This window comes from Pseudomonas sp. 1 (genome assembly GCF_056626735.1).
This window is the reverse complement of sequence record NZ_JBWXMQ010000041.1, coordinates 1-2,460: the sequence shown is the minus strand read 5'-3', so window position 1 is coordinate 2,460 and position 2,460 is coordinate 1. Positions and strand designations below refer to the sequence as shown.

1 rRNA gene is annotated in these 2,460 nt (G+C 52.3%); it reads right to left on the bottom strand.

The window, feature by feature from the left end:
- Nucleotides 1–105: 105 nt before the first annotated feature.
- Nucleotides 106–2,460 (bottom strand): 23S ribosomal RNA (locus tag AC1MDC_RS28595); the annotation flags it as partial.

The window sequence follows — 2,460 nt, the reverse complement described above, 5'->3', positions numbered from 1 at the left end:
ATGTGACAGCTTTCGGTGTTTTGTGAGCGTCGAACTTTCGGTTCATTGCGTCTTCACACACCGCAATCTGGTCTCTTTCGAGTCTGCAGATTGCTTGGGTGTTATATGGTCAAGCCTCACGGGCAATTAGTATTGGTTAGCTCAACGCCTCACAGCGCTTACACACCCAACCTATCAACGTCGTAGTCTTCGACGGCCCTTCAGGGAACTCAAGGTTCCAGTGAGATCTCATCTTGAGGCAAGTTTCCCGCTTAGATGCTTTCAGCGGTTATCTTTCCCGAACATAGCTACCCGGCAATGCCACTGGCGTGACAACCGGAACACCAGAGGTTCGTCCACTCCGGTCCTCTCGTACTAGGAGCAGCCCCTCTCAAATCTCAAACGTCCACGGCAGATAGGGACCGAACTGTCTCACGACGTTCTAAACCCAGCTCGCGTACCACTTTAAATGGCGAACAGCCATACCCTTGGGACCGGCTTCAGCCCCAGGATGTGATGAGCCGACATCGAGGTGCCAAACACCGCCGTCGATATGAACTCTTGGGCGGTATCAGCCTGTTATCCCCGGAGTACCTTTTATCCGTTGAGCGATGGCCCTTCCATACAGAACCACCGGATCACTAAGACCTACTTTCGTACCTGCTCGACGTGTCTGTCTCGCAGTCAAGCGCGCTTTTGCCTTTATACTCTACGACCGATTTCCGACCGGTCTGAGCGCACCTTCGTACTCCTCCGTTACTCTTTAGGAGGAGACCGCCCCAGTCAAACTACCCACCATACACTGTCCTCGATCCGGATAACGGACCTGAGTTAGAACCTCAAAGTTGCCAGGGTGGTATTTCAAGGATGGCTCCACGCGAACTGGCGTCCACGCTTCAAAGCCTCCCACCTATCCTACACAAGCAAATTCAAAGTCCAGTGCAAAGCTATAGTAAAGGTTCACGGGGTCTTTCCGTCTAGCCGCGGATACACTGCATCTTCACAGCGATTTCAATTTCACTGAGTCTCGGGTGGAGACAGCGCCGCCATCGTTACGCCATTCGTGCAGGTCGGAACTTACCCGACAAGGAATTTCGCTACCTTAGGACCGTTATAGTTACGGCCGCCGTTTACCGGGGCTTCGATCAAGAGCTTCGCGTTAGCTAACCCCATCAATTAACCTTCCGGCACCGGGCAGGCGTCACACCCTATACGTCCACTTTCGTGTTTGCAGAGTGCTGTGTTTTTAATAAACAGTCGCAGCGGCCTGGTATCTTCGACCGGCGTGGGCTTACGCAGCAAGTGCTTCACCCTCACCGGCGCACCTTCTCCCGAAGTTACGGTGCCATTTTGCCTAGTTCCTTCACCCGAGTTCTCTCAAGCGCCTTGGTATTCTCTACCCAACCACCTGTGTCGGTTTGGGGTACGGTTCCTGGTTATCTGAAGCTTAGAAGCTTTTCTTGGAAGCATGGCATCAACCACTTCGTCGCCTAAAGGCAACTCGTCATCAGCTCTCGGCCTTGAAACCCCGGATTTACCTAAGATTTCAGCCTACCACCTTAAACTTGGACAACCAACGCCAAGCTGGCCTAGCCTTCTCCGTCCCTCCATCGCAATAACCAGAAGTACAGGAATATTAACCTGTTTTCCATCGACTACGCTTTTCAGCCTCGCCTTAGGGACCGACTAACCCTGCGTCGATTAACGTTGCGCAGGAAACCTTGGTCTTTCGGCGTGGGTGTTTTTCACACCCATTGTCGTTACTCATGTCAGCATTCGCACTTCTGATACCTCCAGCAAGCTTCTCAACTCACCTTCACAGGCTTACAGAACGCTCCTCTACCGCATCACTTGCGTGATACCCGTAGCTTCGGTGTATGGTTTGAGCCCCGTTACATCTTCCGCGCAGGCCGACTCGACTAGTGAGCTATTACGCTTTCTTTAAAGGGTGGCTGCTTCTAAGCCAACCTCCTAGCTGTCTAAGCCTTCCCACATCGTTTCCCACTTAACCATAACTTTGGGACCTTAGCTGACGGTCTGGGTTGTTTCCCTTTTCACGACGGACGTTAGCACCCGCCGTGTGTCTCCCATGCTCGGCACTTGTAGGTATTCGGAGTTTGCATCGGTTTGGTAAGTCGGGATGACCCCCTAGCCGAAACAGTGCTCTACCCCCTACAGTGATACATGAGGCGCTACCTAAATAGCTTTCGAGGAGAACCAGCTATCTCCGAGCTTGATTAGCCTTTCACTCCGATCCACAGGTCATCCGCTAACTTTTCAACGGTAGTCGGTTCGGTCCTCCAGTCAGTGTTACCTAACCTTCAACCTGCCCATGGATAGATCGCCCGGTTTCGGGTCTATTCCCAGCGACTAGACGCCCTATTAAGACTCGCTTTCGCTACGCCTCCCCTATTCGGTTAAGCTCGCCACTGAAAATAAGTCGCTGACCCATTATACAAAAGGTACGCAGTCACAGAACAA